This window comes from Methylophaga sp. UBA4204 (assembly GCF_002379485.1).
Classification (GTDB): Bacteria; Pseudomonadota; Gammaproteobacteria; order Nitrosococcales; family Methylophagaceae; genus Methylophaga.
Genome location: NZ_DFTU01000008.1, coordinates 27,427 through 28,981, shown reverse-complemented (window position 1 = coordinate 28,981; position 1,555 = coordinate 27,427). Strand labels below are relative to the sequence as shown.

Genomic DNA, 1,555 nt, shown 5'->3' with positions numbered 1-1,555 from the left:
TGAAAGATAAACAAGCCCTAATAGTTGGTATTTGAAAACAAAACAGGCAATATTGATAGCGAAATAACGCTGGAGGGGTTAGATATGCGTCAACATTTTTTGCTACTCGGTCTGTTCTGCCTGATTGGCTGCGGTGAGCAAATTGACAAAGTTGAGCAGGACAGAGTCGATCCGGTGATTCAGTTAACTGACTGGTGTTTTCAGCATTGGACAGAGCAGCAATGGACATTGGGGGAAACCAATTTACCTGCTGTAGAGAATCAATCATTTGCTGAGGGAATTCGTAAAGTATGTCGCGCCCGCGCTGAACTTTATGCTGAAGGCTATGAAATTTACCCGTTTATTACCGACACCATGCAACGCGAGATTTATGCACTGGTTTTTTCAGCTAGTGTGGAAGATATTAAATCACATCTGAAACAGCATCTTCCAAAGCTACAACGTATTTAAGCTACAGATTTAATTGCTGATGTAGCCCCTGTCGATAAGCGGTGATAGCCGGAATTAAAGCGACCACAAAACTGGCGATAAGCACCATCGGCAACATAAACATAAACTCATTAATGATGGATAATCGGGTAAGCAAAATCCCATATTCCTGCAATAACCAATCTTTCAATACATACATACTTAGTTGTAAACTGATAAAGGCGGTGAATGCCGCAGCCAAACTGATTAATAACGCTTCAATCTGTAGCAATGCAAACAAGAAGCTTGGCCGATAACCCAATGCTCGGAGAACGGATAATTCATGGCGCCGTTCACGCATTGAAACCAATAGCATATTGGCCATCCCAATCAGCGCACCTAACAGCACCAGTGAAGCAATTAATAACAATAGCTGTTCCACACTGCTCAACATTGACCACAATGACATCAATGTGGCGCCAGGCAGAATAGCCTGTAAGGGTTCCTGCTGATATTCATTGATCTGCCGCTGTAAATTAAAGGTCTGTATCCGCGAATTCAGTCCCAGCATAAATGCCGTTATGGCTTGCGGCTGCAGATCTTTAACATTTGGCGTAGCTCTACCTGGTATTTGCACCCCTCCCTGCCAGTTGGCATGAATGGCTTCAATACCTTGCAAACTGACATAGACAGATTGATCTACCGGCGTTCCTGTTGGCGCCAGAATACCCGTGATTTTGAATGGATTATCATCATGATTGCTAAAACTGGTATTGGCAATTCCATGAGAAAGCACGATAGCATCATCGACTTGATATCCAAGTTGCTTGGCGACTTCTGAACCAATTACTGCATCAAAATGATCATCAAATGCTTTCCCTTGTTGAAATTCGAGTGGCTGTTTATTACCAAAGCGAAAAAACTCGAAAAAGTCGGTGCTGGTTCCAATGACCCGATATCCTTTATGTGAATCACCTAAAGAAATTGGAATGGTCCAGGCAACAGCAGGTTGGGAAGCAATTTCCTGATAACTCTGCCAGGAAATATTATTGGTTGGTACACCGATATGAAAGACTGAATATAGTAAAAGATTGACCTGTCCGGTTCGTGCACCAACGATTAAATCCACCCCCGAAACGGTTTTGGT

2 protein-coding genes are annotated in these 1,555 nt (G+C 43.0%); one reads left to right on the top strand and one right to left on the bottom strand.

Annotation, left to right across the window (positions count from 1 at the left end):
• The first annotated feature begins 84 nt into the window (after nucleotides 1-84).
• On the top strand, nucleotides 85-450 hold the full coding sequence (locus B3182_RS01320; RefSeq protein ID WP_292353386.1) for a hypothetical protein: 366 nt from the start codon (nucleotides 85-87) through the stop codon (nucleotides 448-450).
• Nucleotide 451: 1 nt separating this feature from the next.
• Here B3182_RS01320 and B3182_RS01315 read toward each other — a convergent pair.
• Nucleotides 452-1,555 (bottom strand): ABC transporter permease (locus tag B3182_RS01315; RefSeq protein WP_292751223.1); only part of this gene is annotated, 1,104 nt, incomplete at its 5' end.